The sequence below is a fragment of the Desulfosporosinus acidiphilus SJ4 genome (assembly GCF_000255115.2).
Taxonomy (GTDB): Bacteria; Bacillota; Desulfitobacteriia; order Desulfitobacteriales; family Desulfitobacteriaceae; genus Desulfosporosinus; species Desulfosporosinus acidiphilus.
Genome location: NC_018068.1, coordinates 1,353,454 through 1,380,061, shown reverse-complemented (window position 1 = coordinate 1,380,061; position 26,608 = coordinate 1,353,454). Strand labels below are relative to the sequence as shown.

The window sequence follows — 26,608 nt, the reverse complement described above, 5'->3', positions numbered from 1 at the left end:
TCACCTCCCTCTTACAGACTGCGCATTCCTCGCTGGTTGTACACATCGCTTGAGTCATTGTTTTCATGGCGGAGCGCACGGTCTAAGGCCATAATTAAAGCGACGGCACCATCAATGCGCTCGGTGCTCTTTTCTTTGTCCGGTTTGATATTACCCGCCGGGTCAGTTTTAACGTAGATATTATCCATCATCCAGCGAAGTACCGGGTGGCCGGAGTGGGCCAGTTTTCCTTCCAAGGTCAGCTTCATGAGTTCTTTACTGGAAGGAGACATATCTTTATAGCCCTGACCAAAAGGAACCACGGTAAAGCCAAGGCCCTCAAGGTTCTGCGTCATCTGGACGGCTCCCCAGCGGTCGAAGGCGATTTCTTTAATGTTGTAATTCTTGCCAAGTTCTTCGATGAAGGTTTCTATAAATCCGTAGTGGACAACGTTCCCTTCTGTAGTCTTTAGGAAGCCTTGCTTTTCCCAAGTATCATAGGGAACGTGGTCACGGCGCACTCTTAGATCCAGATTATCTTCTGGCAGCCAAAAGAAAGGCACCACTTGGTATTTATCGCCTTCATATTCTGGCGGAAAAACCAAGACAAACGCTGTAATGTCCGTCGTGCTGGAGAGGTCTAGTCCTGCATAGCACTCCCGGCCTTTTAGGCTTTCCAAGTTAACTGGGAAGGCGCAATGGTCCCATTTCTCCATGGGCATCCAGCGAATAGATTGTTTGACCCACTGGTTTAATCTAAGTTGGCGAAATAAGTTTTCTTCGGCAGGGTTTTGCTTGGCATTTTCGCAAGCAATTTGTAATTTCTCAATATCAACGGTGATACCGAGTGACGGGTTCGCTTTGGCCCATACTTTAGGATCCGTCCAGTCATCATCATCGTCCGCACCATAAATCACTGGGTAAAAGGACGGATCGACTTTACGGCCCTGTAGAATGTCCTCAGCCTTTTGGTGAACCTCCCAGCAGATACTATGACGATCGGTTCCCGCAGTGGTAATCAGAAAATACAGCGGCTGCTTTCTGGCATCACCGGAACCGTGCGTCATGACATCATAAAGATCTCGGTTGGGCTGAATATGCAATTCATCAAAAACAACGCCATGAACATTCAAGCCATGTTTTGTATACGACTCCGCTGATAGCACCTGATAAAAACTATTAAGCGGTTTATAAACCAAACGTTTCTGAGAAAGTACGGGCTTAATCCGGCTCTTCAAGGCTTGGCACTGTTCAACCATTTCAACGGCAACATCAAAAACAATGGAGGCTTGTTGTCTGTCGGCTGCACAGCCGTAGATCTCACCGCCATGTTCAAAGTCGCCACAGGTCAGAAGTAAGGCAATACCTGCCGCCAGTTCACTTTTTCCCATCTTTTTAGGAATTTCAATGTATGCCGTATTATATTGCCGGTAACCATTCGCTTTCATGGTCCCAAAAATATCTTGGATAATGGTCTCCTGCCAAGGGATCAGGTTAAAGGGCTGCCCATACCATTCACCTTTGGTGTGTTTTAGCAGGTTGATGAATTGAATGGCATGTTCGGCTTTAGCCTTATCCAAGTACGGCTCGGTTTTCTTACCAATGGTAGCAGCCTCCTTTCATAGTAAATAGGGCAACCAAAAAAGGAACCTCTTACGAAGTTCCTTGGTAAAATTAATATTCTAATTAAAGTTAAACCTTAACGCGAATTACTATTGCGAAGTTTCTGTTCGATTAAATCACATAGTTCATTAAGCAAGAGACCGTCTTCAATCTTCTTGTCCGCTTTACGTAGATATTTTAATAACTCAATGGGGATACTTTCCTGCGAATTAACCTGACTTGTCATTAAGAATTCATGGATTACAACCTTAATTTCATCTTCGTCTTCTCGGTTAATTAACTGCATATCATTCTCCCCTAATGTCTTTTAGGCTAATTATACTACAATATTCTACAAATTTCTTACCGAGAATCTGGGTAACTTAAAACCTTATAAATCGACCCAATCTTTGTTGTTTTATTACATTACTAAATTATGGTAAAATATTTTTATATCAGTGATTGGAAAAGGAGGGTTAGATATGGCCAAACGAAAATGGACGGATGAGGAAGTTGACGATTTTCGAAGGACACATAACAACTCCCTAATTTACTATAACGAAGAAGATGGAAACTTGTTTGTCCCTAAAGCTTATATCCATGAAGCCTTCAGAATGTGGCCCATAGCAGGAAGGACTGTTAACTGGGCTCATCCAATCGCTCAGATTTTTTTGTTTGTCCTCTTAACCCTCATTATCCTCCCAGTGATTTTCAATATCCTATGGCGGCAATAAAGGAACATCTCTAGCCTGTTGTGCCTAGATTGTACGATAGGCAGCGTTTGGATTTTGATTTTTAAAAGAACTTTCCGGGCTGTCTTTTATTTTTGACCAATATTAGAACGGGTATTTCTCACCAGCAAACAGACCTGAGTAATTGTAGTTTCCGGCTTTGACTTGTTCGAGTTCGGCATCGGCAGCTTCCTGGTAGCGGGGATGGCTTTTTTCAGCTTCCGCGCAGTCCATACATACGATATCTATATTCATTTTCGACATTGTTCGGATCGTCAATGGACTGCCACAACGAGAACATCGTTCCTGACTCAAAATTTTGTCTTTTTCTCGTTGGTTAATCATTAACTCGCCTCCTGTTTTGTTTTACGCTTTGACTCCGCTGCCTGCTGTGCCTCAATCGTACGAAAAGCGGCGTTCCCATCTAATTTTTGAAGAAGAATCTTGCGCTCGGTTTTGAATTCTTCTGTAATAAATCCTAATTTTAAAAGGAAGCAGCGCATGGCGTATTTTTCATTAACAGCTTCTTTTTGCTTTGTTGAGCTAAACTTTTGCAGTTTCGATTGTACGCTGAGCTTATGGCAAAAGGTTATAAAAGCAAGAACTTCGTCAAATTCCAAGGTGGCATTCATGAAGCTAAAACTTACCGTTTGTTCTGCCAGGTCGAAATCCAAGTTGCTGTCGCCAATGATGGTTCCTTGGTCAATGCCATTGTTTACGACCTCGGCAAACTCTTCCATGGTATCAATCGGCACGGCGTTGATTACACCTACAAGACTTTCTGGTACCATGTCGGTCTGCCGATCAAAGGATTTTTTTAATAGACTCTGCTTACACCAAATAAGATTAATCGCGTTTCTCAAAGTGTTTCCAGAATGTCCATCGAGTGGAAGTGTGACGGTTCCGTCTCCTTCGGCAATTACCCCAACAGCTTTCAAAGCAGCAAGTATTTTCCGAAGATTGTCTTTATCATGGAGTGGTGTTTCTGGGGAAGTAATAACGCTGTCCCGGTCAATCGTCCAATCGCCAGCCCTGTAGAAAAAACTTGGAGCACCTGCGTAGCTAATATCCTGCCCGACAGCTTCACCAATAATACAGGCAATCTGCTTACGTTCTAGTCCTGTGACTTTAAATGTTAAGGTGAAGGTTTCGTTCGTCATGGCTCACCCCACCTTTCCGGCAGGAATGAGGTTTGCTGAGCAGGCAGTAATGCCAAGCCAATAATCGTTCGGTTTATAGCCCCAAAATCTGCAAGCCTGGCGTTTGGCTTCCGTTCCATTTTTAGCTGGAACAATCCGTTCGCGACCACCCACATGTCTGACTTTGTAGTTTCTGAGTTCGTTTACCATGAGTACACAACCTTTCATTTTTGGTTGTGTACATTCATCACTCTACCGGGCTGATAAATCAAGTTCTTTTTCTTTGCCGGAAAATAAAAATGACACCAGCTCGGGGGTCTTTGTTGTGAGATCATTTGGGCGAGCGAATTCGTCGAAATATTGCTCTGCGGAGTGATCGTATGCAATGGATGCTTTTTCTATTGTGGAATAGTATCCAAGATGAATATATCTACCATCAACTGTAATATAAGCCCTATATTTTTTACGACGCTTATCAAAATTGACACCTTTAGCCCCAGTACTGTTACTTTTCCGAAGTCCTTCATTTCGTCTATTTTCTTTATTAGTTGCAAGCCTTAGATTAGATTTTCGATTATCAACTTTTATATTATTGATATGATCCACCTGGAGATCGGCTGGAGCATTTATGAGAAACCGATGGAGTCTAATTCGCTGTCCATTAATCTTAGCCCATGCATAACCTTTCTCATTAAGAAACCAGTTGTACGATTTTACTCTTTTTCCTTCCTCAGAATCAATTAGAAGCTCAGTTCCATTCGAAAATGTCATTACCATGTGGTCACCGTCTTCTGATAATCTATAAGTTACCGAGTTACATTTACCACATGTCTTTGTATTTTTCGATGTTAACGCAGTTCCTCTGGCAATATGATCTCTGCCACAGTCACATAGACATAACCAAAGAACACGACCACCTTTATCTCGACCAACTTCAGCTTTTACTGTCAGATTTCCAAATTTTTGATTTCTTAAATCTCGCAGATGATCACATCCTTCATTTATTACGAAATAAAAAAGAGCGTTCAGCCGGACATATCCGTTTTACGCTCCTAAGTTATACTTGTTTTATATCCTTCCAGGCTACCTTCTCACCATTACGAATCAGATAAACATCATCGCTCCCGCCTTTATGCTCGATATACCTCGAAGCACATACATCCACATACTTGGGGTCCATTTCCATACCATAACAAATCCTATGAGTTTGTTCGCATGCTATCCCCGTTGAAAAACTCCCTGAAAAGGGATCGAGTACTAAATCTCCAGCCTTGCTAGAGTTTTCTATATAATATCCAACTAAGCCTAGGGGTTTAATTGTTGGATGAGTACTATTTCTATGAGGTTTATCAAATTCTACAACCGTTGTTTGCTTACGGTCTGAGTACCAACTATGGCTTGCTCCGTCTTTCCAGCCGTAGAGAATGGGCTCGTGCCTCCATTGATAGTCCTGGCGACCTAACACCATGGAGTTCTTTACCCACACTAGGCATTGACGCAAAGTATAACCTGCATGCTTAAAAGCAGCTCTGAAATTGTAACCTTCGCTATCGGCATGAAATACATAAATCGCAGCACCCTTTTTGGAATGCTCATACATCTGGGTAAATGCATCGGTTAGAAACGCTAGGAACTTATCGTCTTCCATCTTGTCATTTTGGATTTTCAACTTATCCTTGGTAGCCCCTTGGTAGTCGACATTATAGGGAGGATCTGTCAGAACAAGGTCACACTGCTGTCCGTCCATCAGTTTAGCCATATCTTCACTTAAGGTCGAATCCCCGCACATCAGTCTATGCTTACCCAATTGCCAAATATCCCCACGCTGGCTGATCGGAGTTTCAATTTTGGCAACAGCAGCATCCGTGTCAAAGTCGTCTTCTTCAACCTCTTGAGATCCTTCAGTGCCTGAGTTTCCAAACAACTCATCCAGTTCCTCTGCTTCAAAACCGGTTAAGGAAACCTCAAAGCCGGACTCATCTAGGTCCTTCAATAAATCCGTAAGTAGCGGCATATCCCATTCACCGGCTACCTTATTCAGTGCAATGTTTAAAGCCTTTTCATGCTGCTCATCCATATCAACCACAACACAGTCAATGTCTTTGACACCTTGTTCTGTCAATATTTTATAGCGTTGATGGCCTCCTACGATGTTGCCGGTTTGCTTGTTCCATATGACGGGTTCTACATAACCAAACTCTTCGATTGAGCGGCGAAGCTTTTCATAATCCGTATCACCCGGTTTTAAGTTTTTACGAGGGTTGTATTTCGCTGGATTTAGTTTTTCGGCAGGTATTTTCTGAATATCCATAGTTCCTCCCAATATGAAAAGCACGCTTGATCAGCGTGCAATATTTTTAAACTTTGATTGATTTACCTGCCACTTAATAATTTTTCCATGGCATCCTCATGAGGGCTATTCGCTCTAAATTCCTTCTGACTATTTTGACTGACCACATTCCAAATACGTGACCATGCTGAATCAGCGGCTTTCAAATAATCAATACTCATGCGAACATAAGGCGAGGCAATCGGTTGTCCGGAGGTGGGATGTTTGGCAAGTAGGCCGTGTTTAGCGTTCATGGCTTCACATTCCAACCATCGTGCTTTAAGCAAACTATATTCTGTAACATGTTCTGGCGGAATCAGATTAACGCAACCAGTTCTTTCTAACCACGTAGTGACATTCTCGAAAATAGTTTCAGCATTAGGACACCTGCCAACCCCTTTAGCCAGATCCACCAAAAACTCGGGTGGTGGTGGCAGAGCTTCTGCTTGGGTCACTGTCTCCGGAAAGGCCAAAACCGTCAATGGGCGTTTACCGGGATTACCTTCTAACAATTTTTCATCCAATGGCTTTTTAGGTCGTCCGGCATTTTTGCGTGCTCCTCCACGAGCCATATATCATTCCTTCTTTGATTTAAATTTGACTATTTAAAGGCCACACGTCAGTGCTCATGTGGCTTTTAGATTTCTTATTCCCCTTTTGAATTCGCGAAATTTCGCGTGTGACCAAGCACCCGGTAATATTTGCCAAGGCTGTAGAGATTATGACCGCCCCTACCCCTTGGATCACCATTCGTTTTCTATCCCCAACGTCCATCCTCTTTTGCCGTCTTTCTGTCATGACACCGTTTACATAAACTTTGCCAATTGGATTCATCCCAGAACTTAACCATATCTCCTTTATGAGGAATAACATGATCGACAACATTAGCTGGCGTGAGTTTGCCGGTCTTTAAGCACTCTACACACAAGGAATGCTCGCGCAAGTAACGCTTGCGGGTCGTAGCCCATCTTGAATCATAACCACGACTAGCTGCGGAACCTCGCCTTAAATCGTATTCTTTGGACACTTGTTTTTGATGCTGCTCACAGTATCGTCCTGCTGTTAGCCAGGGACAACCTGGATAAGAGCAGGGACGCTTTGGCTTGGTCGGCATCAGTCCATCACCTTCTCTTCTTGCTCCAATCCAGGTCCTCGCCATCATTCATCGCCCGAATCAACTCAACTTCCATTCCTTTGACGGAGGTCTCCTGAACACCAAACGCTTTAGCGAGCCCAGCTAATTGTTCTTTACTCAACCCATAAGCATGAATGAGATCTCGTAGTGTTTTAGCCATAAAGCTGCTTTGCCGCGGCGTAAATTTCTGCATTGCGGTGACCTCCGTCTATTCAAAGTCGCTCATCAGCGACATGTTTTAAAAAATGCGGCCCGAAGACCGCTTTATATAAAAAGAGAGGAGTGTATTAAAAAAAGGCACCCTTTCGGAAACGCCTTCTTTAATCATCATAGCGGACCATTAACCCCTTTGTTTTCCCGCATCAAGCGATTGTAGAATTTAAATTCTACGGTGTCCTCGTAACGATTAAAGAGTTGCAGTTCAATCTTACACTCGGTACCAGTCCAACGCTTACAGTTAGCGCAATTAACTCTGCATCCTAGTTTGTTGGGTGAAAAATATTGGCATTTATTCATATCCACTCCTAACTAAAAAAGGCCGCCGTATGGCAGCCATAATTCTCAAATGAGTGATGTAACCAAAAGAAAAAGACGCTCCCATCGGAACGTCTTCTCTTTCTGATACTAGTTTAGCACATCCAAAGTCAAAAAAGTATGCCATCTTTTTGCCACATTAAACGACTCTCATTGCATCAAGTCCAAAGTATCGGACGGCAAATTTTTTTATAGCTTGATCCTTAATACGATACACATTCCGTGAGGATGACTTAATAAGATCCGCTATTTTCTCCTTCGCTGTTCCGTAAATATACCACTCTTTTAAAAGTTGCCCGTAGTACTCACATCCCGGATCCTGACTCAATTCCTCGAGTATTCGGTCGATCTCCTTTAATTCTAATTCGGTCTTTTCCTTGTTTTCTACCATCGTCTTAAGTTTAAACATCATGTTATACGTGTCTTCGACCTTACTGGACCGAACACCCGTCTCCTCCAATTGGATCGCGTTGAGGGGACTCGGTGTTTGGTAACGGATCAATTTGGAAATTTCACGATTCAAATTCTCCACGCTCCGATAAAGATCGTTATAATATAAGAGCAAATTCTCGGCTTCCTCGATGTAATTCATTAGCTTCCTCCTTAGAATCCGAAATAGTTCCTTTCGTGAAGCAAGATTATCCACAAAAACTTACAGTTATTAACATACTTATCCACTTTTTACCTTTGTGGATATGCAGTGTTATTTTAAGGCTTCCACTGGCACAGTTTATTGCAACTTAAACATGGATCACTTTCTAATTCAGCAAGTTTATCCGCCGTGAGGACAGCGTACCGACACTGCAGGCATTTCAATTCATGGGCACTCATTTTTAAATCCAACCAAGGCCAGTGTTCCAGAGACTGAATAAACTTGATGGCCATAGCGCCAATCTGTACGGCTTCTTCCATCAACTTATCTTTGTCGGGATTCTTTTTCTTGATTTCTTCAAAGAGTTCATCCATCTCTTCTAACATCACGGCATAGCCTTCATGAGGAGAATGAAAGCTTGTCCCATAAATTTGGTTGGCTCGTTCGAGTTCTTCAAAAATGAAGGCCGCTCTAACGTTGTTGCTTCGAATCCTCATTACTAATCCCTCCCTTTCTCTACCGATTACTTTTGTTACTCGGTATGCAACTATTTCTACATCTTGGTAATAATAAGCAAAATCGAACGAAGGAGGGTTTGCTTATTATGGATTGTGATTTAGCCTTCTTTGGCAGTTGGATGATACTGTTACCTGTCACGATTGCTACGGCAATAAAATTCATATCTGGTCATACGTTTTAATGCATCTGATTCAATGACAACAAATGACACATAAATTACAGAAAAATTACAGATGATTTGCCCCTAAACGTCTAATCCCCATCTTCTTCCAATCACCAGAGCCCTTGATTTTAGCGGACTTTGAACGTGGCATGATACTTGCAAAGATGTATTATATTAATCTCTATACACTATAATTACTATCTAATGCGCGAGAGCACTCTTGTTTTCGTAAGTTTCCTATAATAAGAAAGCGAAACCCGTTGTCATTTTGTCATTTTAATTCCGAGTCCGTTGAACCATGCCCTTTTCAGAGATTACACATGTTCCTTATTTATTACGGGGATTTGTCATGACATAAACTCGGCTGCTTTCACCCTGGAGGGTGACGGTTTTACTTTTATACCCGTATTTAGCCAGTTCGCGACCGAACATAGGCCGACTTAAGGGTTTGAGATTACACTGACGGCACCATAGGTCGTATCGTAAATAAACATCTTTGACCAGTTCATTGTTGAGTTTCGGATGTTCTTCTAAAAACCCAAGTAACGGATTGTTCTCAAGTTCATAATGAGCTAATGCTTTTTTGACCACTGCCGGTTTGATAAAGTCCTTGGCTGCCAGTACGCGCTTGAGCCCAACAATCCCGATTCGCAGCAGATATTTCATGGCCTTCTCCGAGAGCAATTTATCGATAATAAAGGGATCGAAATCCGCATCACTGCTGCTAAACTTGGCATTGAACGGAATAATGACTAATCGACGTTTTAGTCCATCTGAAAGATCGTTTATCCGAGGCATATCATTGGCTGAGAAGATCAATTTGGCGTAACTTTCAAATTCATAGGGATCTTTTCCTTTTCTCTCCACATTAAGCGTTTCTCCGGTGACCAGTTTCTTTAGGATATCGGTTTCTTCGATATACTTACCGGAAATATCATCTCCCAAATTCGCGAGCTTTCCGAACACTTCTGCCGTTTTAAACCGTTGACCAAGTTCTCCAAGAGCTAAGGCTGAGTAGTTTTCCGGCTTGAGAAAATACTTGAGCATATCAATGAATGTGGATTTACCGTTGGATCCTGAACCTGTTAAAACAAAAAATTTCCCTAACTCGTTTCTGCGCAGTAACAAGTACCCGATGACTTCTTCTAAGTGGATCCTAAGTTCCGTATCTTGACAGCAGATATTACTTAGGGTCTTGTCCACGGTTTCATCATAGGTTTCCGGTTCATAATTAACGGAAATCCGGTTCTTGATCACAATCTCGGGACAGTATTCCCGAAGTTCGTCCATCTCTAGATCGTAGATGCCATTACCTAGGGCGATAAAATTAGGCGGTGACATTTCCACATGGTCTGCAACAAGTTCTAAATAGGTCAAGACTTCTCTTCGCCGAGATTGAGTGAGCTCTGGGATATGGCGGATCATCGCGATTTCTAGGTCTCGTTGCTTGTCAGAGTAAATTCCGTCCTTATAAATGTGCAACACGTTATTGATCCAGACAATGTGTTCTTCTCGCACCAGATACTTAGCAAAGTCTTGATGCTGAAATCCTTGTTTAGTAAAGAAGGATTTTTTCTTAAAGGCTTCATCTCTTAATATGGTGTCAATCTCACGCTGCTCCAAAGGTGCCTTGAGAACATATTTATTGATGATCCCGATCGTTTCAATGATCTCATTTTTATTAAATCCCTCGGATTGCAGAGTAAGGATGTAATTGAACAAGGCTTGGTTCCGTCCATCCCCTTCTTCCAAGATAGAGAAACTAATGCTACTCTTAACGGGCAGCAACCACTTTGGAAGTTCTGCCAATTCATCAGCTTTACGAAGAACAGGTCTTTTGACTCCATCAAACTTTAAAATGTGATAAGAGTTCCTTGAGCCAAGCTTGATATCTACGGTTATACCAATAGCAGTATTCGTGTGGGTCTTGTTAGTGGTCACATCGGTGTTATTAAATAAGAAGTGTTTTCCTCGGGTCGTTCCAATAACAAGGGTTTGGATACTAAGGTCATCGAGGATTCGTAAGACGATATCAGAACTTTCCATGTCGTCTATATCGATGAGAATGACTCCCTCAGCAAGCACTCCGGCATATTCGTCGAGTTTCCTAGCCCAGTCAAGAACTATAAAATTATTGCCGTCTTTAAACTCTTTAAGTGGTTTTTTATTTCTTGTAGGGATATACCCTTTGTAAAACTCCATTCTAACCTCCAATTTTTTGTCATTTGAGAAGCGATTTTCTGGAGGTTCAACCTCCACTTTTTAAGTGAATATCTACATATTTCGAAGGGTGATAAGTTTCAGTTGGAGGTTTTTCCTCCAGTTTTTAATCTAAATAGGGTTTATTTTGGGAGGAACCTCCACTAAGTTTAAATTCCGTACTGATATTTAATGACCAAAAAAATCTTCAATCCGTTTCTTCGCTAGATCGATATACCATCTCCGATCCAGTTTTCTTGGAATCTCGACATCGTTAATATCATGATTCATGATGAAACATCGCTCAGGCGTATTTGCTATCTTCTCAATCCTGAAATCATCCCTCACTTGCTTCCTTTTAAAAACTCCTGGGTCCGTCCTAACTTTTGACGCAAAAACTCTGAGCACTTTTTCCGGCCTTCGCTCATTTCCATGGGTGGCATACGTGTATTTCTCACTGACTTTAACGATTTTCTGAAAATCGATGAGTTTTTCCGCCGCCATTACGGTCTGCTCGACGGGAATGTTATGAATGAAATAGTTCACGATGGCTTTATTGACGATGGCAAGATCATAATCTAAAATGTCGAGTTTTTTGACGTAAGCGCCTTTGGATTTATAACTGCCGTTGTTTTGGATGACGATATAATTGTTAACGTCCTTCTGGAAAATTCGCTCAAACTCATCAAACTCCAAGACCATTCTCGTGCGCTGCTCCCATTCCGCACAAATGGCTCTAACTCGGTCAACGTCTCGCTCCCTCCGAACCTGAAGAAACAATCCATCGGTGTTTGATTGGATCAGCTTACAAGAACCTTCCAAATGCTCGATAAGATCCAACAGTAATAACTGTCCGCCAACACAGACGTTATTGGCCTGCCTAGGATCATAGAGCTGATTGTATTTATCCTTGGAGGCCCCAAACGTACTGTTCAAGACAATTTTCAAGGGGTTGGCCATGGGGTTTTTCTGAGCCTTAAGCCTTAAACGTTCATCCCGAATCTGACGATATTTGGTGGAGTCAGCCACATTGCGGGAAAGAAAATCGTACTCAATCATAATTGCCGGGTAAAATGAGGCCACATCGACATTCAGATAGATCCCTTCGCCCTGGTAGTTTGGTATCGCTCCATGCAGCCCACCCCAGCCAAAAACATGGGGGACTCCGGCTATATCTACCTCGAGCTGTTTCTCATAATCCCGATTTTCCGGTTTCATATACCAGTTTGTGATGTGCCGGTATTTTTGGATTTTCAGAGTGTCCGGCAGGACAATATCAAACTCTTCATTACGATCGACCTTTACGGCTTCTAAAACAGCGGCGGTTAATTGGGCTTTCGTTTTACTGATATAACTCAGTGGGAGTTTGAAGGATTTTATGAGGGCCATTTGAGACTCGAACTCTTCTATTCGGTTCAAAAATACTTCGATCGTTTGCTCAACATCGTGCCGACAGTATTGAATGACACTTTCCAGCTCTTCTGAACTGAGTTTACGGTCGATATCAAACGACACATCGGATTCCTGGATGTCGTTCCCCATAAACCCCTCAAGTTGCTTTAATCCGTGATAGCGAGTCGTCATGACATCAAAGGTATAAAACGGTAGTTTCCGAAAGGCTCCACTATACCCCCAGCCACCTTGTCTATTTGAAATAATCCACTGTGACACTTCATATGGATCAAAATCACAGAGGATCGCTTTAAAAATATACTGGTCATAATGTCGGCTGTTAAATCCGACCCAGACGTTATTATTGTATTGTTCGTAAAGTTGTTTGAGTTTCTCCGGGTCGTTCACGATGACAGTCGTTACTTGGGTATCTGTATTCATGAACACAAACAACCAATCGTAGCGGAAGACTTCGGCATCGAAGAAGATCATTTGGATTGCCTCGTTGGGACAGGCCTCGGTTGCCGTCTGTTTTGATCGATTATTCTCTCTAAAGCAAGGAATGCTGTAAGATCAAAATACCCCTCGTGATTTCGTTGATCAAAATGTTCTTCTCGATTTTTTTTAGAGGTTTTACTCAGCTTTTGTTGACTATTCACGATGCCTATACCCCCTATTATTTCTGTTATACCCCTGAGCGGTATTCTTCTCTTCGTATCTTTAGAAAAAGGGGACTCTTGCGAATCCCCTAATCATGTTGTTAAACTTCAAAGACTTCCTTAATCACGTAGGTGCCATAGCCTTTCTTGTCTTCCCCATAATCAACTTCATATTCGAATTTGTTCTCAATCACCTCTAAGATATTCAGAAGCAATTCATAAAACTGTTTGTAATTATCGAAGGTAACTTCAATACCACTATCTAAGGAACGCAGAAACTCAGTGGCCTTGTGAATGCCAAACCCAACATGAATAACTTGGTTGTAGAATATTAATTGTCCCTTGTACTCTCCACTCAGAATTTTCATCCAGCAGGCCACCATCGGCTTACTCGTTTTCGATTCGACAAGTTCCAGTTTTTCTATTTTCACTTCATAATGGCCCTTCGGAACATCCCGATATTCTTGCTTGTTTTCTTGTGCGGCTAACACGTCTTCCTTGAGTGCCTTTGTATCAATTGCTTTGTCGAATTTTTCCCATATTGTTGCCATGAATAATCCATCTCCTTTTATTGTTGTGTTCTGGTACGGCGGGATCGTTTCGGAGGTTCACTGAGCGAAGGTGTTTCTAGACCTTGGGTTGGCTCAACCTTCAGGCTGGGTTCATCAGATACGGTTTCCTCTGGTGTTTCAATAGTTGCTTGTTGGGTAACCTCTTCTTCCATTGCGTCCTTACTCTTCCGTTCTCGACGGGTCTTTGTCTCGCTGGCTGGAACCGAGTTCTGCACAGCCTCATATAGTTTGACAAATGATTCATATTCCAAGGGTATTTTTTTAGCAATGAGTGTAAGTCTACCACCACCAAACTCTACCTCACTGGTTTTAAAGGTTAAGAACCGTTCATCGTCTTCGTTGATTACTCGGGCCACGATATCCACCATCCCAGCGATTTTGTTGGCAGCTTTCTCTTGAATATTCGGAGCAATCCTTGTGATCTTGTCTCCCGTTCGTTTAGTCACGTCCTTAGACATATCTTCATGGGAAATAAGAACAATGTTATAGTCCAAGTTGATGAGGCGTTTGAGCGTGGATAAGAACTCTGTTCTGACCATATCCCAGGCTTTAAAGCTGTTATCCGATTCATGCTCAATGCCTAATTTGTCATACATAAAAAGTCGGCAATGCTCGTAAGTGTCTTCGAGTAAATCCAAAATAATGGTTTCAAACTCGTTCTGTTTCTTTTCTAATTCGGCAATGGCATCTTTGAAAATATCCCAGGCCAATCTTGTTTTAGTCAGCCGTCCCTCGACCGTTACTTCGTTTCTTATGGCGATATACGGTGCATCTACAAACCTGACATTTCCGTCAGTATTGAGCATCAAAGGACTTGGGAATTTATTAGCAAAGTAAGTCTTGCCGGTAAATGGAGCACCGTAAATCCAGATGACTTTCTTACTCACAGCATCAATTTGGCGACGTTCGGCACTTGGTAATAACATATAGTCAATCCCTTCTAGGCAATATTTCTGAAACTCACACCAGTTACACAGGTTCGTTTGGTTTTTAGGAAACTCGATTGTCTCACCAATCAAATCGCAAGAGTCCCAGAACTCTTTAACTTTTTGGAAATCGTAATCGAGGTAAACCACTTGCACTTCCATTGTGCTGAGGGTTTCTATGAGTCTCTTTCTGAACTGATAAAGATCTTCCGTTTTCTTTTGACGGATAGAGGTTTTGGGGATGAAGATGAACCCGATTCGCTGAACGTTAAACCCTTCCCGTTCGAGATAGAATTTATAGAGATGAAGCTGTTTGGAATCGAGATAGTTATTTACATGATTGGAATACTTAAAGTCGTAGACATCAACGGTTCTATCTGGATTAGTCACGATCAAGTCCACAAAACCTTTAAACTCGGGCCGTTCAAGTTTATATTCCTGCCTAAATTGGCCGGAGATACTGCCAAGATGGTTCTTAAGCTTTCGTAAAAGGGCGGTCAGTTTCATAGTTTCGTTGATGTGCAAATCATCAATCACGGTATAGTTGGAGAAGTAAAACTCCAACATCGCTCGTTCGTCCTTCTCAGCACCCAGATGGAGGGCGTTACCAACAACCAGTGCATCATCGGCTAAGGAGTCGGAGATCGTGGTGAGTTTGTCCAGGTAGCGGAGTTTAAACTGATAGGGACATTTTTCGAAGGTATTGACTCGGCTGTGGCTGAATTGCAGTTTGTTCACTTCCCTTCGATGAACTCTTTAAAGGCTTTGAATCCGCTTGGACGGAGAACAAAAGCTTGTCCACCCGATTCTTGGATTTTAGTGAGATTGTATTCTTGAAGTTTTGATACTCTGCCCGTTTCCGTTTTTAACTCAATGCCGACAAACCAACCGTTGACACAGCATAGAAGATCGGGGACTCCTGCTTTGGTAAACCGTCCTCCACCCCAATACTTCACATACCAAACCCCTTGGCGGCGGAGGAATTCTTGGACTTGTTTTTGGAACTCTGCTTCAGTCATGGTCCACTTCCTTAAATAGCCGATCCGTGAAGTCTTTACGTTGTTGCAGGGTTTCTAAGATTTTTGGTTCAATGGTTCCTTTTGTGAGCAGATAATAATAGAAGCACGTTTGGGTCTGTCCGATCCGGTGAATTCGCTTTTTAGATTGCATCCATAATTCACTGGATAATGGGAGTGAGAAATAGATGATTTTATTGGCTAGCTGTAAGTTTAAACCCATGGCTCCCGCCTGATATTGAACCAGCGTTACCGAATCGGAGTGTTCTTCGTAGGCTTTTAAATCCTTAAGCTTCCCATTGACCACAGAGACTTGCTTACCCGTTTTCTCACAAAGATTCCTAATAACCCCATATTCAAGGTCAAAATTATAGAACACGATCAAGCGATCCCCTGTTGATTGAATTAAATCTGTCAAACGCTCAATCTTGTTCTCGTTGTACATTCCGGCTAACTGCCGGAGATATAAGAGCTGGGTCAGTGGTGTGTCTCCTACCAGCGTTTTACCGTTGATATCGATTACCCGGTCCTTTTTGAAGCGACGGTACTCCTTCGTGATAGCGATATTAACAATTTGATCCATGGTTTTCGGAAGATCCAGAACCTCTTCGGTTTTCATGAAGACAGCACCATAGTCACGAAGCTTGGCTTTTAAACGATCCACATTTTTATACCCAGTAACAACCTTGATGGGACAGCCTCCGACCTCCAATATTTTCGTTTTAACAAACTGCTGCCAATAAAGGCGCTTTGAAATGGCCCAGCCAAGCAGCTGGCATTGACTCCAGAGTTCCTCATATTTCCCCCCGGTGGGAGTACCAGAAAGCAAGATGGCATTGTCCGCTTTCAGTTTGAGGATAAACTTTGATCGTCGCCGTGTCTCATTTTTGATACAAGAGGATTCGTCCAGGATCAGCGTATAGTTGGATAGTTTTAATAACTCCGATCTCCGCCAGGCGAGATCATAATTGATAACGAGCACAGAGTGTTCCGGAATTTCCGAGATAAATTGTTTGTTGAAACTATAAACGTTATAGTCGTAATGCTCTCGAAAATGAGCTGCCCAATCATCAATTTTAGATTTTTGGCAGATCACCAAAGTAAAAGGCGTTTTGAGTTGGTGCATCTTTTCTGAACCAACAAAACTCTTGCCTAAGCCCATATCCAAATAATAGGCGACTCGGTGAAAGGCTTTTGTTTGTTCAAGAACCGATTGCTGATGTGGGAGGAGTTTAATCATCGCGCGTTATTGATATCCACTTCAACCGTGGGTTCACTTCTTCTGATGTCTCCTTCTTTTTTCGCAAACAGATTTATAAAATACGTCTGCCCTTTTACCGTAACCATTGGAGTTTTGGAGATCCGAACGTCCCCATTGGGAAAGGTAAACACATCTTCTTTAACGTCAAAGAGACCCATTTCTATAGACCGCTGAATCGGTGTATTTTTACTGAATCCCGTCATTAGATAACCATTCTGCCTCAGCCACTCAAATAACCGCGCTTGCCCAATATCCGTACCGTTTTTCTTAAGAAGTTTAGCCAAGTCCCCTACATAGATGGTATCGTTTGTTGCTTCAATCGCCTTGGCAAAAGCGACTTTGGACTTGTCCTCTTCGATTTTTTGTTCTAGCCTAGAAATTGTCTCTCGTTCTAATTTAATTTCGTTAAGGAGCCTTATACCAAAATCAGGACTGGTGAGCATGTTTTCTAATGCGGTATCTGTTACATATAGACCGTGCCTCCGAATATCTTTAAGAATCTGCTTAACTTGCCTCTTAAATTCTTTAGCGTTGGGTTTTCGACTCTGAAGGAGAACTTCATAGAGTCCATCTTCGGTGAGGAACCACATTTTGCGTCCCTGACCTGACCACGAAATTGTCTCGGTCAGCTTTTCGTTGTCATCAACCATAGCAACCATCTCATTGACCTTACTGGGATCGTAGTCAATCCACTCCGCTACATCTTTGGCCAGAAACAATGGATTTTCCATGTCTCCGTATATCCTAAAATCATTTCCCAGAAGGTCTCTTTGCTCGATAACCTTTAAATCATCGCTCATGAAGGTTTTTTCTCTCCTTTTCTAACCGATATGGATTCGTTCATGTTCCCGTGGTATACTCTTACTGGTTATATTTTGTATCGGGTCCGTTGGGTGTTGCTGCACCGACGGGCCTTTTTGCTGTGCGCATAAGCTGGATCACCTCCTTTCAATGGGCTCATCTTCATACTGCCACCTGCCTTTTGGTAAGACTCATAGCACTTTCTCCTGGGAATTCCCTGAGCAAAGCGGATAGAATCTTCCTCCCAACCCCACGTTTACCGGATAGCGCATTGGATAATGAACCCGGTCGAATATTTAGGGCGCGAGCAAGTTCGTTCTGAGTGAGTCCCCGTTGTTGAATAAGATAGGTTATCTTTTCCTTACTCAAGTTCATGGCTTATTCACCTCCTTTCAAAATTCTCCTTTGGCACTTATCACTGTAGAACACGACTGGAATTCCCAATTGTTCGGCAGCTTCGATCTCGGACATCATTCCTGCTGAAATCTTATCTCCGAAAGCCCAAAGCTCCTGGCATATGCTCAACAGCTCCTGGCATATGCTCAACAGCTCCAGGCCCATTGCCATACCATTTCTGCGTTGTTCCTCGACAGTGTCCTCTAAAATCGAAGTGTAAAAAACATGCGGAGCAATCGGCAAACAGTTCTGTTTAATCGCGAACAAGCAATATTCTCGTGCCTTCGCAATGTTTCTTTCGATGTCGCCTTTGCATGGCGAACAAATATACACAAGTTTCGTAAACGTTCACCTCCTAACTAAAAATAGCCTCCTCGGTGATGCCAAGGAGACTATTTTGCATAAATCGTCTAAGACTGGTAACGATAACATTGTAAGATAACAATACTACTCATGTTTGTTAAATTAACCACTCTTTACCTTTGTTATATTAACAAGCTTGTGAAGTTATCTGATATGAATTAATATAGCAGACAGTTATTTACATGTCAGCTTGTATATTATGGTAATAAACTAGCGAAACGTGGGTGATATGTTGGAGGACGAGAAACATCAGCAGCTAATAAGACAATATGACACTGGCCAATATCTTCATTCCCTTCGTACTCAGAAAGGTTTAACGCAGCCAGTCGTGGGTAAGGCATTAGGTATAAGCCCTTCATATTTATCTGAAATCGAAAAGGGCGTCAGAATGCCTTCTGATGAACTCATTGAAGAATTTGCCAGTTATTATAGCGTCAAAGATAACGATTTGTTCCAAAGGTACGGAAAAATACCCGTTATAGTTAGGCATGAAATATTAGAACATCCATATCTTCAAGATACTTTGGCAGAATTAAGACGATTACGAAAAAAAGGTAAAATAACGGATGAGCAATCCGATAAACTTCTTCGTGAAATAACAACCATCTATAAAAAACACATCGATGAGATTAACAAAGGGGAATGATTTTTGATGTGGGTCAATTTCACAAATTTAGTTAGCCAGGGATGGCATTACTTAGAAGAAAGGTACGGTTACCATGAAGTATTGAGGGCTAAAGAATGGATTGGGGCTTTTAGCTTCTTACTTACTGGAATGATCCTAATGCATTTCATTAACTACTGGTTCTTTTTTCAACATCACAATGATGAAACGATAGACGGCTTATCTGCGATGAGAATTGGTGGCAAAACGTTTACTAACCCCCGTACGCATACGGAATTACTTGATTCAAACATTGGTATTATTTACCTCAAACTTTTTCCACATAGAAGAAATCGTCCTAAGTATCCAAAATTTGCTAGGAATATTATTTACCTCATCATTTTCCTTCTTATTGTTTTTACTATAGTAGGTATCATTACCGCCGACATAGTCACTCTTCCTTATGGGGACTTAAAGAATGTCTATTAATTAATGTATTGGATGCCGAAAAATTGATCCTCTGTTTGTTGTAAGATAAAAAATCCTCGCTCCAGATGTCAGAAATGACAGTAATCTAAGGGGACGAACCTAATGCCTGGTAAATTAAAGATTGAGATTATCGAAAATGACATCGTACTTGAGATTTATGAATCAGAACCAGGAAAACTTTCATTCGTGATGTATCCTGATGACCCTAAGAATGAGACTTATCTTGAGCTTGTGACGGATACCTCCAAGTTCTCTGGATTACTTAAACGATTGCTTGATAACAAGACACCGAGAGATTTGACGCAACTGATAAGTATTCTCAATAATTAGTTTAATAAACCGCTTTGCTTACTAAATTCTATTTGCATATTTATACATCGGATTAAATTTCCAAGAATTAAAAGAACCTCTAAAGTAACAAAAAAGCGACCTTAGATTTTTCACTAAAGCCGCCGTTCACACTTTTATATTAATTCATCCAACCACCGATAATACTCGTTTTCCAACTGTCCTATTGTAAACTTATTTCTTGCATCCATTAATTCGGGGTTAATTTCAAATTTATCTCCGTCACGAAGTAGGATTATTCGAAATGGGTGTATCTACAGTGTTCCATAAAGTATTGACTTATTTAACCTCTAAGTCGACTTGAAACATTCGAGAAAACAAAATCAATATCCTTAACTATTGTTTGATCCAAGCGTCCATATTCCACCATATCCTTTAAAATTACCATAGCTTCCTTATGATCCATTGATTTCCTATAGGGTCTTTCTTCCCTTAGCGCCTGATATATGTCTAAACAGGTGATTAACCGCGAATTAAAATCGAGATCTTTAGCTTTTAACCCTTGCGGATACCCTGATCCATCTAATTTTTCATGATGATTCGAGGCCCATTGAGTAATCTCTTCAAATCCTCTGATACTTTGTAAACATTGCCTAGTAATGCTGGGATGCTTTTGAATTTCTTCATATTCCTCATTCGATAACTTTCCGGGTTTATCTAATATCCGATTACTTATAGCCAACTTACCTAGATCATGCAAATCCGTTGAAATAAGTAATTTCAAGGTCATAATCGAGTCAAATCCGTAGAACTCCGCCATGGTTTCCATCTTTCCGGAAAGTCCTGATGAATGAGTTTGAGTGTATTGAGATTTGGCATCAATTATTTTAGACAAAGTCTTTGTAATTGTGTGAATTTCAAGATAATCGAGTTTATAACTATATTTAGGAATCACCTTTATAAGGCCAACATCAATGTTCTCGTCCGATAAAGCTTGCCAAACGTTATCTAGGTCAGAAATCTTATTAAAGACATTTACTATCCAGGGAGAAAAAAATGTATTTTTGTGTTGATTAACGAATATCCTTATAACCTCTTTATTAACCGTATTTCTTAAATCAAAAGCCAAGTCTAAAGTATCAGCCAGCGCAATAATTTGTGACATCATAGGAATCTCATCTTTAGATAAACCGAAAAAACCTGAACCGTCATTTCTCTCGTGATGATATTTTATGACATTTTGAGGTTGCGTTAAGAAAGGGAAATCTCGGAGATTATCCTCCCCGATGATACAATGTTCTTTTCTGCTTTCTAACATATTAATTTTTTCTTTAGGAGTACCTTTCAAAGAATCATGTAAAATTTTCATACTCGCTCCATTGTCATGCAACATAGCAAGGGAAGCCAGATCAAATGTTTCAGCATTCGTCAATCGAAGTTCATGGGCTATTATTACAGATATATAGGCGAGCCTTTTTGAATGATTGGTCGCTACGCCAAATATATCCTTTTCAATGATGTCTAGTGTATTTGCGACCGCTCCTAAAAATTCATTCAGGTTAAAATCCATCACAAACATCTCCCCACGAAGCAATAAACAGATTTTGTTAAGTTGTTGAGGACTTGTCAAGGAGTCTATTGTTAGTTTTCAACATGTTTGCCGAATATTCCTCCTAGGATGACAATATTTGATAACCCCATAGCCATTCTATTTTGATTACCTTTTTGACGTTCAAAATCAGAGCTATATAAACGCCATGACATGCACCTCGTTCTCCAAATAGAATCTCAGTTAAATTTATGGGAAGAGAAGAAATATCAATTACCAATGTAGTTTTCATTAGACTAAAGCCGGCCGAAGTCACTTAAACACCATCAAGAACCGAATATTCTCTTTCATCAAATCCAGACTTCACCAAAGCCTTCTCCTTAACCGCTTTCATATCACAGGCTTCATTTCCACTCATTCGGTGATTTATACATGCCCAAACAATTTGCTCCTTCTTCCCTTAGCCCCATGACTTCTAAATACGAGCTTGACGTTTAGCATAATAATTCACTCTATCTCGGATAAACTATAAACACTTAAGAAACCTATTAATAGTAAGGAGACTAACCATGGAAAAACCGATTGTTGCTCAAAAAAGCCCGATCCCTGTTGATCTTAAATCAGGACAAACGTATTATTGGTGCACATGTGGAAAAAGCTCAAATCAACCTTTCTGTAATGGAGCACATCAAGGGACTTCCTTTGAACCCTTGGCGTTTACTGCTCAAAAGGACGAAACTGCGTATCTCTGTGCCTGCAAACAAACGAAAAATCCGCCCTACTGCGATGGAACTCACAACTCACTTTGACAATGATCCTAAGCTTTAAGTTATTGTCGAAGAGTATGATGAGCTGTTCAACTCTTTCAAAATATATTATTTTTACAGACTAGTTCCTCGGAAAGAGAAGGGGGCAATTAAACAAACTGCTGATCAAAAAATTATAGAGCGCGGCATGGAGATTGTAGATTCTTTGCCGCAATAATTCAAAAAAAACGACCTTAGCTTTTAAACTAAGGCCGCTGTTTACATTTTATTTTAATTCATCCAACCACTGATAATACTCATTTTCTAATTCTATTACAGTAAACTTATTTCTTGCATCCCATAGCTGCTCATTAATGCTACATTTGTCTCCGTCACGAAGCAGGATAATCCTCATTGGTGCGTCCATAGAGACTCACTCCTTTAATGTTCTAAATCGGCTCTTGCGCTATAAAGTATAGTTTACCAAACGGGATGAGATTGGGTATTGTGATACAAGTTAAGTAAAGAATCAATAATTTGACTAAGTTTAATTACCTCCGGATCAATCAGAGATCTTTGGACCGCTATTCTGTTTAATTTTTCGCGCATCTCCTCAATCAAATATAATAGTTCATCTAAACTCATTCACTTCACCCCCAAAATATACATAATGTTACATACATTTTGTAATTATTAGAGCATTCGCCACATATATAAATATTCCTTCTTTGTAATTATAGTAATTTTTTCAAGTCCTACAATTTATAGTCTGAGATAGTTATTCATAATTATTCAAATAACAGTAAAAAACCCCACCGAAAGTGAGAGCATGCTTTTATATAACTATTCTCAACTTAAGCGACATCTCTCATGCTATAGTATACATTTAATAATAAATCGAGCCTCTGGCTAAGTTGAATAACTTCAGGGTCGACAAGTGGTTTATTTAACCCCAAAATATTTAATTTTCCTCGTAAAATCTCAATAGAATTCAGTATTTCTACAGCACTCATTCATCGTCTCACTCCCAATGGTATATTTTGGACATTATCTCAACACGATTGCTATTATATTCCGGGTGTTGATTCGTGTTGGTGACGGTGATGGGGTGGCATGTGACCTAGATTAGTAACATATCGTGATCCTGTATGACGTCGTTGATGGAATGCCACACGTTCTCTATTGTCGTTTGGAATTTTCTATCGTTGTTGCTGTGACTCTAAGGGGCACCAGCTGTTTATACAAGCCATGGGGCACCGAATAATGGAATCCATCGTATTCGACATGGTAGTTTGCTGGCGTTCTGCGCACGATGTAATCTGCATACTCAAATTGAGTGTAAGGTAATGATCGTAAAGCTGGTTTATCTAATGCCTCAAAAACACTTTGACGGTTGCCCTTACGTTTTTGAAAAGGCCGTTTGACCAATTCCTTTATACGATTTTGTATTTATATTTAAAGCCTCAAATCCAAAGAAACGTTTTCCACGTAGCCACTCTAAAAGCCAGATTTCCAACCAGCCTACGCTACTTTCTACCGGAGCCTTATCTTGAGGCTCACGAACCCTTGCTGGCAATATTGCCACTTCGTAGTGTTTAGCAAATTCCCAGTAAGACCGATTAATGGCCGGATCATAGTAACTGGGTTTTGTCGTGGCTGTTTTGCAATTATCCGGCACAATAACTCGTGGAATGCCGCCTAGATATCTGAGTGTATTGACATGCGCTAGAAGCCATTTATCTAATTTTTCATCAGGGAAGGCTTCAACGTATGGATAGGAACTGTCTCCAAGGGTTGCTACAAAGAAATGGGCTGTATGGGTTTCTCTGGTGGCGCTGTCAACAACACAATTCAAGGTGTCGCCCATCCAATCTACAAACAATTCTTTGCCTGGTTCGCGATTCTGCGCCATGATTACGTTTTTACCAGATTCATTCTTCCAGCTAAGATAACGTTGACAAAAGCGACTATAGCTTAATCCATTGGTATTTTCCGCTTTGTAATCTTCCCAGAGATATTGCAAATTCAGACGTTTATTCGCTTGCAATCGTTCATGGATACTGCGCCAATCTGGATCCTCTTTAAGGGAATGGCCATAACTGTCTGGATAGAGTAAGAGCTTGATTTCATCATTGGTCATTTTTTCAGCCACATCGTATCGAAGTTTACAATTTCGGCAGCGTTTCTGAATTTCTCCAACCGTGGATTTATCACATTTAACACTTTGAGCGATTTCTCTTTGAGAATAGCCATCTTCTATTAGTCTTAAGATTTCTAGAACTTTCACTGGTCCTTCACACCTCATTTTCTTCCTCCCGTAAACGTGCTAAAACACATTGTACAGGAGTTCAATATCGAGGTGCCGGTTTATTGGCTGGATGTTACAAGAACAGTGGCCGGATGCCGCAAGAATACTCACCGCCCTTGCTGTGGGTGGCTTTTAACCGTGCCACTCTATTTTAATACTACTGAAAGGAAAAACTCATATCGGGCTTGGATTATTCAAAAAAGCCCCCCCCGAGGTTCGGGAGGGAACTTTTCATTCTTGACTGGAATGTTTTAAGTATAAAATAGTTTTCATTTAGGTTTCTTTTCATTTGCTTATTTATAAGTTACAATAAATGTTATTTAGATAATTCACAAATGATTTCCATACCGATTATTTCCTATTGAAGATAATATCGACACAAATAATACTATAGAGTTTTAGCTATGGTATTTAGTTCTCCTGACATAGACGTTATTTCTTCGATACTCGCTGTAATCTCTTCCGAGGCAGCCGCTTGTCCTTGGCTAGCATCTAATGACCTATTGCTTTTCTCGCTAGCCTCTTCGACTTTCTGTTTGATTGTATCTGTTAGTTGCTTAATCTTTGGAACCGTACTTTTTGATTGTGCCGAAAGCTTCCTTATTTCTTCTGCCACTACTCCGAAACCCCGACCTGCATCACCTGCTCTTGCTGCTTCAATAGCAGCATTTAAACCCAACATCTTTGTTTCATCCGCAATTTCTTTTATAAAGTCGGATACTTCATTTATTTTTTCTGACACATTAATAATCTCTTTAATATCCGAGTTAAGATCTTCCTCATTTGAATGAATTTCCATAGCCGACGCCGATAGTTCTTCTATAGCAGCAGCAATACCAGTTAAACTGTTTTCGAGGTTCTCAGACATTTCACGTAATGTTCCAGCTGTTTTCTTTGGTGTAACAATCCCTATTGTGGCTACAATATCCCCATCCTCAACCAATGGATAATTGGCTACATTAAGCGGAACACCAACCCTTGAAGCATCAACGTCTTCGATTATTGGTTGTTTTGACTTAATAACTCGATAAGCTACATCTGCTTCGCTTAAATCCTTTCCAACTGTAATTGTCGGCATATCAAATTTCCGGGAAGGTTGAGTATAGGCAAACTTTGTTAGATCTGACATATATAAAAATGCTCCTTCATGGAACATTTCTGCTAAGATTGGAGCAAAATCGTTGAAAGCTGCTGCAACGGGATGGAGTTTAGGGAAAGCAATTGAAAAAGCCCCTACAGTATCGCCATTGTCATCAATTACTGGAATTGATACAATGGATACTCGTTTTCCGTAGACTGTTCGAGGAATATTTTGCGTTAATACCTTTTTTTCATGTATCGCTTGCATTGTAGTTGTATCGTCATTGAGCTTGTTTCCAACTGTAAAGATGTCCATTGCGAACGAATCAGATGCTTTTACCCATACAAAGGTGTCCTTCTCTACCAAGCCAAACACAACCCCACCGGGTATTAAATTAACCAAAAATTCAGCTAAAGTCTTACACGACTCAATACCTGCTAACGCTATCATAATTTTTTACCCCTATTCGTTGCTATTTGTTAGTACCTCTGTTTTAAATTTTAGGCCATCCAATAAAAGGATTAATCGGTCATCAATACGAGCTATTCCTTGAATACGATTACCGCCAAGACTCAATAACTCAGAACTAAGTTTTTCAATGGTTTCATCCTCTATTTTTATAACTTCTGAGACATCATCGACAATAATTCCTATCAATGAATTCTCTAAATCAAGGACGAGAAGACGGCTATCGGTACTTCTTTCTGTATGTGTAAACCCAAACCTCATTTTCAAATCGATGATTGGGACCACTTTACCTCTTAAATCGAATACACCTTCTACGTAGGAAGGCATATCAGGAATTATAGTGATCTGCTTAGGAATACGGATAATTTCTTGTGTGTGACCTATTTCAATGCCATATTCTTCTTCACCAAGTTTAAATACAACCAATTGTACAGAGCCCATCTTTATCACCTCCTTATAACTCTATTCCTTAATATAAAAGTCGCCAAACCAAAAAAGCTTGACAGCAAAAACATCACATAAACTATATTACAGGTAACTCAGCTATCTTCAATTCAATAGAAGACCCGTGGCTTTGCCTCCTGGTTTACACAAAGTTTGCCTTTGTCATTTTATTAGATGGCATTAAGCAATTATTGGGTTGAAATACCATTATTTTAAATTCTAACTAGCTCATTATCACTTGATATAGAACAGAGTATACTTTACACTTACGGTACTAAGTTGACTTTGAGTTGATTCTAGTACCAAAATAGTATATTGTCAAT

The 26,608-nt window shown here is 40.8% G+C and carries 35 protein-coding genes and 1 riboswitch; of the genes, 5 read left to right on the top strand and 30 right to left on the bottom strand.

Going from position 1 to position 26,608, the window contains the following annotated elements:
* Nucleotides 1-11 precede the first annotated feature (11 nt).
* On the bottom strand, nt 12-1,559 hold the full coding sequence (locus DESACI_RS06250; protein WP_014826331.1) for a terminase large subunit: 1,548 nt from the start codon (nt 1,557-1,559) through the stop codon (nt 12-14).
* A gap of 119 nt (nt 1,560-1,678) precedes the next feature.
* The gene (locus DESACI_RS06245) at nt 1,679-1,888 is read right to left on the bottom strand and encodes a hypothetical protein (protein WP_014826330.1); all 210 of its coding nucleotides are present in this window, start codon (nt 1,886-1,888) and stop codon (nt 1,679-1,681) included.
* Between the two features lie 175 nt (nt 1,889-2,063).
* Here DESACI_RS06245 and DESACI_RS06240 point away from each other — a divergent pair, with 175 nt between their 5' ends.
* Entirely contained in the window at nt 2,064-2,315 is a 252-nt protein-coding gene (locus DESACI_RS06240) for a hypothetical protein (RefSeq protein ID WP_014826329.1), read from the top strand.
* 102 nt (nt 2,316-2,417) lie between these two features.
* On the opposite strand, the gene DESACI_RS06235 is transcribed toward DESACI_RS06240, so the two are convergent.
* The 19 genes from DESACI_RS06235 to DESACI_RS06145 form a co-directional block, all read right to left on the bottom strand.
* Nucleotides 2,418-2,657: a hypothetical protein gene (locus DESACI_RS06235; protein WP_014826328.1), complete on the bottom strand. Its 240-nt coding sequence runs from the start codon at nt 2,655-2,657 to the stop codon at nt 2,418-2,420.
* On the bottom strand, nt 2,657-3,472 hold the full coding sequence (locus tag DESACI_RS22990) for a hypothetical protein (protein ID WP_014826327.1): 816 nt from the start codon (nt 3,470-3,472) through the stop codon (nt 2,657-2,659). Before DESACI_RS22990 ends, DESACI_RS06235 begins: the two co-directional genes overlap by 1 nt.
* A 3-nt stretch (nt 3,473-3,475) precedes the next feature.
* On the bottom strand, nt 3,476-3,679 hold the full coding sequence (locus DESACI_RS06225; protein ID WP_148271272.1) for a hypothetical protein: 204 nt from the start codon (nt 3,677-3,679) through the stop codon (nt 3,476-3,478).
* Nucleotides 3,680-3,703: 24 nt separating this feature from the next.
* Nucleotides 3,704-4,228 (bottom strand): HNH endonuclease, encoded by a 525-nt coding sequence (locus DESACI_RS22985; RefSeq protein ID WP_014826325.1) that lies wholly within the window; start codon nt 4,226-4,228, stop codon nt 3,704-3,706.
* Between the two features lie 280 nt (nt 4,229-4,508).
* Entirely contained in the window at nt 4,509-5,762 is a 1,254-nt protein-coding gene (locus tag DESACI_RS06215; protein WP_014826324.1) for a site-specific DNA-methyltransferase, read from the bottom strand.
* Between the two features lie 62 nt (nt 5,763-5,824).
* Nucleotides 5,825-6,352: a hypothetical protein gene (locus DESACI_RS06210; protein ID WP_014826323.1), complete on the bottom strand. Its 528-nt coding sequence runs from the start codon at nt 6,350-6,352 to the stop codon at nt 5,825-5,827.
* Between the two features lie 185 nt (nt 6,353-6,537).
* On the bottom strand, nt 6,538-6,894 hold the full coding sequence (locus DESACI_RS06205) for an HNH endonuclease (RefSeq protein WP_014826322.1): 357 nt from the start codon (nt 6,892-6,894) through the stop codon (nt 6,538-6,540).
* A 7-nt stretch (nt 6,895-6,901) separates the two neighbouring features.
* Nucleotides 6,902-7,108 (bottom strand): hypothetical protein, encoded by a 207-nt coding sequence (locus tag DESACI_RS06200; RefSeq protein WP_014826321.1) that lies wholly within the window; start codon nt 7,106-7,108, stop codon nt 6,902-6,904.
* A gap of 480 nt (nt 7,109-7,588) precedes the next feature.
* Nucleotides 7,589-8,041: a hypothetical protein gene (locus DESACI_RS06195; RefSeq protein WP_014826319.1), complete on the bottom strand. Its 453-nt coding sequence runs from the start codon at nt 8,039-8,041 to the stop codon at nt 7,589-7,591.
* Between the two features lie 116 nt (nt 8,042-8,157).
* A complete protein-coding gene (locus DESACI_RS06190) occupies nt 8,158-8,538 on the bottom strand; it encodes a hypothetical protein (protein WP_014826318.1) in 381 nt (126 codons plus the stop codon).
* Between the two features lie 512 nt (nt 8,539-9,050).
* A complete protein-coding gene (locus DESACI_RS06185; RefSeq protein WP_014826317.1) occupies nt 9,051-10,925 on the bottom strand; it encodes a DNA primase family protein in 1,875 nt (624 codons plus the stop codon).
* A 186-nt stretch (nt 10,926-11,111) separates the two neighbouring features.
* Entirely contained in the window at nt 11,112-12,806 is a 1,695-nt protein-coding gene (locus DESACI_RS06180; RefSeq protein ID WP_014826316.1) for a hypothetical protein, read from the bottom strand.
* 268 nt (nt 12,807-13,074) lie between these two features.
* Entirely contained in the window at nt 13,075-13,524 is a 450-nt protein-coding gene (locus DESACI_RS06175; protein WP_014826314.1) for a DUF669 domain-containing protein, read from the bottom strand.
* Between the two features lie 17 nt (nt 13,525-13,541).
* Entirely contained in the window at nt 13,542-15,209 is a 1,668-nt protein-coding gene (locus tag DESACI_RS06170; protein ID WP_014826313.1) for an AAA family ATPase, read from the bottom strand.
* Complete coding sequence (locus DESACI_RS06165; RefSeq protein WP_014826312.1) at nt 15,206-15,490, bottom strand: VRR-NUC domain-containing protein; 285 nt, start codon at nt 15,488-15,490, stop codon at nt 15,206-15,208. The genes DESACI_RS06170 and DESACI_RS06165 overlap by 4 nt, the downstream gene beginning before the upstream one ends.
* On the bottom strand, nt 15,483-16,727 hold the full coding sequence (locus tag DESACI_RS06160; RefSeq protein WP_014826311.1) for an SNF2-related protein: 1,245 nt from the start codon (nt 16,725-16,727) through the stop codon (nt 15,483-15,485). Before DESACI_RS06160 ends, DESACI_RS06165 begins: the two co-directional genes overlap by 8 nt.
* On the bottom strand, nt 16,724-17,548 hold the full coding sequence (locus tag DESACI_RS06155; RefSeq protein ID WP_014826310.1) for a phage antirepressor: 825 nt from the start codon (nt 17,546-17,548) through the stop codon (nt 16,724-16,726). Before DESACI_RS06155 ends, DESACI_RS06160 begins: the two co-directional genes overlap by 4 nt.
* Before the next feature lie 163 nt (nt 17,549-17,711).
* Nucleotides 17,712-17,924, bottom strand: coding sequence for a helix-turn-helix domain-containing protein (locus tag DESACI_RS06150; RefSeq protein ID WP_014826309.1), 213 nt, complete (start codon nt 17,922-17,924; stop codon nt 17,712-17,714).
* Nucleotides 17,925-17,927: 3 nt separating this feature from the next.
* A complete protein-coding gene (locus DESACI_RS06145) occupies nt 17,928-18,278 on the bottom strand; it encodes a DUF7768 domain-containing protein (RefSeq protein WP_041275984.1) in 351 nt (116 codons plus the stop codon).
* Between the two features lie 259 nt (nt 18,279-18,537).
* On the opposite strand from DESACI_RS06145, the gene DESACI_RS06140 reads away from it, so the two are divergent.
* The 3 genes from DESACI_RS06140 to DESACI_RS06130 all read left to right on the top strand — a co-directional run bounded on the left by DESACI_RS06140 (nt 18,538) and on the right by DESACI_RS06130 (nt 19,731).
* Complete coding sequence (locus DESACI_RS06140) at nt 18,538-18,954, top strand: helix-turn-helix domain-containing protein (protein ID WP_014826308.1); 417 nt, start codon at nt 18,538-18,540, stop codon at nt 18,952-18,954.
* Between the two features lie 3 nt (nt 18,955-18,957).
* Nucleotides 18,958-19,401 carry a hypothetical protein gene (locus DESACI_RS06135; RefSeq protein WP_148271271.1) on the top strand — a complete coding sequence of 148 codons (444 nt, stop codon included), beginning with the start codon at nt 18,958-18,960 and terminating at the stop codon, nt 19,399-19,401.
* Between the two features lie 102 nt (nt 19,402-19,503).
* Nucleotides 19,504-19,731: a hypothetical protein gene (locus tag DESACI_RS06130; protein ID WP_014826306.1), complete on the top strand. Its 228-nt coding sequence runs from the start codon at nt 19,504-19,506 to the stop codon at nt 19,729-19,731.
* Nucleotides 19,732-20,032: 301 nt separating this feature from the next.
* Here DESACI_RS06130 and DESACI_RS06125 read toward each other — a convergent pair whose 3' ends face one another.
* Complete coding sequence (locus tag DESACI_RS06125; RefSeq protein WP_014826305.1) at nt 20,033-21,259, bottom strand: HD-GYP domain-containing protein; 1,227 nt, start codon at nt 21,257-21,259, stop codon at nt 20,033-20,035.
* A 71-nt stretch (nt 21,260-21,330) separates the two neighbouring features.
* Nucleotides 21,331-21,453, bottom strand: coding sequence for a hypothetical protein (locus tag DESACI_RS25385; RefSeq protein WP_014826304.1), 123 nt, complete (start codon nt 21,451-21,453; stop codon nt 21,331-21,333).
* A 354-nt stretch (nt 21,454-21,807) separates the two neighbouring features.
* Between DESACI_RS25385 and DESACI_RS06120 the strand changes: the two genes are divergently transcribed.
* Nucleotides 21,808-22,047 carry a CDGSH iron-sulfur domain-containing protein gene (locus tag DESACI_RS06120; protein WP_014826303.1) on the top strand — a complete coding sequence of 80 codons (240 nt, stop codon included), beginning with the start codon at nt 21,808-21,810 and terminating at the stop codon, nt 22,045-22,047.
* 223 nt (nt 22,048-22,270) lie between these two features.
* Here DESACI_RS06120 and DESACI_RS24755 read toward each other — a convergent pair whose 3' ends face one another.
* The 7 genes from DESACI_RS24755 to DESACI_RS06105 all read right to left on the bottom strand — a co-directional run bounded on the left by DESACI_RS24755 (nt 22,271) and on the right by DESACI_RS06105 (nt 26,282).
* Entirely contained in the window at nt 22,271-22,411 is a 141-nt protein-coding gene (locus DESACI_RS24755; protein ID WP_014826302.1) for a hypothetical protein, read from the bottom strand.
* Between the two features lie 53 nt (nt 22,412-22,464).
* Entirely contained in the window at nt 22,465-22,629 is a 165-nt protein-coding gene (locus tag DESACI_RS23490; RefSeq protein ID WP_014826301.1) for an aspartyl-phosphate phosphatase Spo0E family protein, read from the bottom strand.
* Nucleotides 22,630-22,838: 209 nt separating this feature from the next.
* The gene (locus tag DESACI_RS23485; protein WP_014826300.1) at nt 22,839-22,997 is read right to left on the bottom strand and encodes an aspartyl-phosphate phosphatase Spo0E family protein; all 159 of its coding nucleotides are present in this window, start codon (nt 22,995-22,997) and stop codon (nt 22,839-22,841) included.
* A 166-nt stretch (nt 22,998-23,163) separates the two neighbouring features.
* On the bottom strand, nt 23,164-23,412 hold the full coding sequence (locus DESACI_RS25730) for a Mu transposase domain-containing protein (protein WP_427846737.1): 249 nt from the start codon (nt 23,410-23,412) through the stop codon (nt 23,164-23,166).
* On the bottom strand, nt 23,384-24,289 hold the full coding sequence (istA, locus tag DESACI_RS06115; protein ID WP_041275982.1) for an IS21 family transposase: 906 nt from the start codon (nt 24,287-24,289) through the stop codon (nt 23,384-23,386). Before istA ends, DESACI_RS25730 begins: the two co-directional genes overlap by 29 nt.
* A 391-nt stretch (nt 24,290-24,680) precedes the next feature.
* Complete coding sequence (locus tag DESACI_RS06110) at nt 24,681-25,823, bottom strand: methyl-accepting chemotaxis protein (RefSeq protein ID WP_014826299.1); 1,143 nt, start codon at nt 25,821-25,823, stop codon at nt 24,681-24,683.
* A 12-nt stretch (nt 25,824-25,835) separates the two neighbouring features.
* Nucleotides 25,836-26,282, bottom strand: a complete 447-nt coding sequence (locus tag DESACI_RS06105) for a chemotaxis protein CheW (RefSeq protein ID WP_014826298.1) — start codon at nt 26,280-26,282, stop codon at nt 25,836-25,838.
* Nucleotides 26,283-26,371: 89 nt separating this feature from the next.
* A riboswitch (cyclic di-GMP riboswitch) is annotated at nt 26,372-26,453 on the bottom strand.
* Between the last annotated feature and the right edge of the window lie 155 nt (nt 26,454-26,608).

Coding starts and splice junctions, on each gene's coding strand:
- DESACI_RS06245 (WP_014826330.1), bottom strand. CDS start 1,888: ATGCAGTTAATTAACCGAGAAGACGAAGATGAAATTAAGGTTGTAATC.
- DESACI_RS06240 (WP_014826329.1), top strand. CDS start 2,064: ATGGCCAAACGAAAATGGACGGATGAGGAAGTTGACGATTTTCGAAGG.
- DESACI_RS06235 (WP_014826328.1), bottom strand. CDS start 2,657: ATGATTAACCAACGAGAAAAAGACAAAATTTTGAGTCAGGAACGATGT.
- DESACI_RS22990 (WP_014826327.1), bottom strand. CDS start 3,472: ATGACGAACGAAACCTTCACCTTAACATTTAAAGTCACAGGACTAGAA.
- DESACI_RS06225 (WP_148271272.1), bottom strand. CDS start 3,679: ATGAAAGGTTGTGTACTCATGGTAAACGAACTCAGAAACTACAAAGTC.
- DESACI_RS22985 (WP_014826325.1), bottom strand. CDS start 4,228: ATGGTAATGACATTTTCGAATGGAACTGAGCTTCTAATTGATTCTGAG.
- DESACI_RS06215 (WP_014826324.1), bottom strand. CDS start 5,762: ATGGATATTCAGAAAATACCTGCCGAAAAACTAAATCCAGCGAAATAC.
- DESACI_RS06210 (WP_014826323.1), bottom strand. CDS start 6,352: ATGGCTCGTGGAGGAGCACGCAAAAATGCCGGACGACCTAAAAAGCCA.
- DESACI_RS06205 (WP_014826322.1), bottom strand. CDS start 6,894: ATGCCGACCAAGCCAAAGCGTCCCTGCTCTTATCCAGGTTGTCCCTGG.
- DESACI_RS06200 (WP_014826321.1), bottom strand. CDS start 7,108: ATGCAGAAATTTACGCCGCGGCAAAGCAGCTTTATGGCTAAAACACTA.
- DESACI_RS06195 (WP_014826319.1), bottom strand. CDS start 8,041: ATGAATTACATCGAGGAAGCCGAGAATTTGCTCTTATATTATAACGAT.
- DESACI_RS06190 (WP_014826318.1), bottom strand. CDS start 8,538: ATGAGGATTCGAAGCAACAACGTTAGAGCGGCCTTCATTTTTGAAGAA.
- DESACI_RS06185 (WP_014826317.1), bottom strand. CDS start 10,925: ATGGAGTTTTACAAAGGGTATATCCCTACAAGAAATAAAAAACCACTT.
- DESACI_RS06180 (WP_014826316.1), bottom strand. CDS start 12,806: ATGATCTTCTTCGATGCCGAAGTCTTCCGCTACGATTGGTTGTTTGTG.
- DESACI_RS06175 (WP_014826314.1), bottom strand. CDS start 13,524: ATGGCAACAATATGGGAAAAATTCGACAAAGCAATTGATACAAAGGCA.
- DESACI_RS06165 (WP_014826312.1), bottom strand. CDS start 15,490: ATGACTGAAGCAGAGTTCCAAAAACAAGTCCAAGAATTCCTCCGCCGC.
- DESACI_RS06160 (WP_014826311.1), bottom strand. CDS start 16,727: ATGATTAAACTCCTCCCACATCAGCAATCGGTTCTTGAACAAACAAAA.
- DESACI_RS06155 (WP_014826310.1), bottom strand. CDS start 17,548: ATGAGCGATGATTTAAAGGTTATCGAGCAAAGAGACCTTCTGGGAAAT.
- DESACI_RS06150 (WP_014826309.1), bottom strand. CDS start 17,924: ATGAACTTGAGTAAGGAAAAGATAACCTATCTTATTCAACAACGGGGA.
- DESACI_RS06140 (WP_014826308.1), top strand. CDS start 18,538: ATGTTGGAGGACGAGAAACATCAGCAGCTAATAAGACAATATGACACT.
- DESACI_RS06130 (WP_014826306.1), top strand. CDS start 19,504: ATGCCTGGTAAATTAAAGATTGAGATTATCGAAAATGACATCGTACTT.
- DESACI_RS06125 (WP_014826305.1), bottom strand. CDS start 21,259: ATGGATTTTAACCTGAATGAATTTTTAGGAGCGGTCGCAAATACACTA.
- DESACI_RS25385 (WP_014826304.1), bottom strand. CDS start 21,453: ATGTCATGGCGTTTATATAGCTCTGATTTTGAACGTCAAAAAGGTAAT.
- DESACI_RS06120 (WP_014826303.1), top strand. CDS start 21,808: ATGGAAAAACCGATTGTTGCTCAAAAAAGCCCGATCCCTGTTGATCTT.
- DESACI_RS24755 (WP_014826302.1), bottom strand. CDS start 22,411: ATGGACGCACCAATGAGGATTATCCTGCTTCGTGACGGAGACAAATGT.
- DESACI_RS23490 (WP_014826301.1), bottom strand. CDS start 22,629: ATGAGTTTAGATGAACTATTATATTTGATTGAGGAGATGCGCGAAAAA.
- DESACI_RS23485 (WP_014826300.1), bottom strand. CDS start 22,997: ATGAGTGCTGTAGAAATACTGAATTCTATTGAGATTTTACGAGGAAAA.
- istA (WP_041275982.1), bottom strand. CDS start 24,289: ATGAGGTGTGAAGGACCAGTGAAAGTTCTAGAAATCTTAAGACTAATA.
- DESACI_RS06110 (WP_014826299.1), bottom strand. CDS start 25,823: ATGATAGCGTTAGCAGGTATTGAGTCGTGTAAGACTTTAGCTGAATTT.
- DESACI_RS06105 (WP_014826298.1), bottom strand. CDS start 26,282: ATGGGCTCTGTACAATTGGTTGTATTTAAACTTGGTGAAGAAGAATAT.